At 33.4% G+C, this 1,753-nt stretch carries 3 protein-coding genes; all 3 read right to left on the bottom strand.

Features of this window, described 5'->3' with window-relative positions:
• Positions 1 to 741: acyl-[acyl-carrier-protein] thioesterase (locus JGH11_RS19925; RefSeq protein WP_201114713.1), on the bottom strand; the 741-nt coding region annotated here is incomplete at its 3' end.
• Positions 742 to 786: 45 nt separating this feature from the next.
• A complete protein-coding gene (gene ilvN, locus JGH11_RS19920) occupies positions 787 to 1,332 on the bottom strand; it encodes an acetolactate synthase small subunit (RefSeq protein WP_201114712.1) in 546 nt (181 codons plus the stop codon).
• Positions 1,333 to 1,371: 39 nt separating this feature from the next.
• On the bottom strand, positions 1,372 to 1,753 hold a 382-nt coding region (locus JGH11_RS19915; RefSeq protein ID WP_201114710.1), incomplete at its 5' end, for a hypothetical protein.

Below are 1,753 nucleotides of genomic sequence, written 5' to 3'. Positions count from 1 at the left end.
GAATGTTTGTTCCCATATAATTCTGGCCGAACAAACACTAGTATCTCCATCTTTCATTTCCAATACAAATACGTCTTCTTTTTCTTCTCTTTCGAGAATATCAAGCTTTGCTCCATAACGACCTTCCGAAACATAATTGATTTCTATTCGACGAATTTCTTTTTCCTTAAACATATCAATATCGAATACATCAACAAAATGCTCGATATACTTCATGCTATTGAGGTGTTTATTTATATCGACATCGCTATATTTGACTACAAAATCAGTAGCAACGATAAAATTCTCTTTTAATGTCGGAATTTTAGTCATATCCTTTATCGGATTCTCTTTTTCAACAACATAGTCGGACAAACCCTTTAATTCCAATACATTTGTAGGTTTACGAGTTTTCAGATCGATAGATGCCCAAAGCGATTTTGCATAACCAATTTGCTTACCGTCACTATCTTCAAATGAAAAATGACGCTCAGTGAATAATCTGTTGACATTCGCAACCCATGTATTAAGAGTCATTATTGTATCATTTTTAGGATACTCAAATATCTCAATAGCTATTCGGGATAATACCCATACTCGGTCTTGAGAGGTCATAGATGAATAACCGAAACCACGTTCTTCGGCGTGTTTTGTCGCCGCCTGCAACATAAACCCACCAATCATTGGAAGTGTCGCTTTGCCTCTAAAGTCTGTTAAGTAAGCATCTATTTCAAATTCGTATTTGCCTATAGGAACAATCATTTTTTTTTATATTTTATAACTTTCAAGTGTTGGTTAAAGGTATTATTATTTATTATATTTCTTATCCAGTTCCGCTAACATATCACTTAACCTTTCTATTTTCGATTTAGTAATAGCAACACGTCCCGAACGAATAAATTGTAGTACTCCTATCGTCTTACTCAACTCTTCAAACAAGTCTTGCGTTTCCTGATAATGTCCTGTTTTTTCCAAAACGACACTATTCTCATTTATATCTAGGATACGGGCGTTATGGTTACGTATAAGGGTTTCTACAGATTCAATCTTTAAAAACTCAGAAGTAGATAATTTATAAAGAGCTATTTCCTGATGAATCAATTCGTCATTCGTGTTATAATACGATTTTAATACATCTACACGTTTATCTATTTGTAGAACCACCTTTTTTACCATTTCTTCATCACAGAAAACTGTAATAGTAAACTTATGAATACCTTCTATAGCCGATGCTGAAACAGATAGTGTTTCGATATTCAACTGACGGCGTGTAAAAACACTAGTAACCTGACTCAAAAGTCCAACTGTATTTTCTGAAAATATCGTTATCGTATATAATGTTTTATCTTGCATAATATTGGTTTTAATATCAATCTGTTTTTATTCGGTAAACTATCCTGAAATATCTGAAGTCTCTGATTTTATCAAAGTCCATTTTTTTCCATTAAACTTATACGTCTGTTCATGAAGCTCGCCTCGCCAAGATGTATAGGTCGTGGTAGTACTGTCTGTATAATCAATCTCCGGCAACGTATATACATCGTCTAATATATCTGTCGAGTAATACATATCTTCATCCGGATCATATATCCAGAATAGAAATTTATCTGGAGGATACGACGGGATAAATTCCATCATTGCTATATCTGGATAACCATCAAAATTAAAGTCTTCTTGAAAGATTGCATAAACAGATTCTACTGGATGTGCATCTACAGAAAGACAATATTCCGAGCCTGTCTTTTTATTTAGAACATATAATTCAGTAATATTG

The sequence above is a fragment of the Dysgonomonas sp. Marseille-P4677 genome, assembly GCF_016652235.1.
Classification (GTDB): domain Bacteria; phylum Bacteroidota; class Bacteroidia; order Bacteroidales; family Dysgonomonadaceae; genus Dysgonomonas.
The sequence above is the reverse complement of the archived record's forward strand: the minus strand, read 5'-3'. Positions and strand labels throughout refer to the sequence as shown.

Excerpts from the sequence above, each read along its gene's own strand:
- ilvN (WP_201114712.1), bottom strand. The coding sequence starts at position 1,332 with ATGCAAGATAAAACATTATATACGATAACGATATTTTCAGAAAATACA.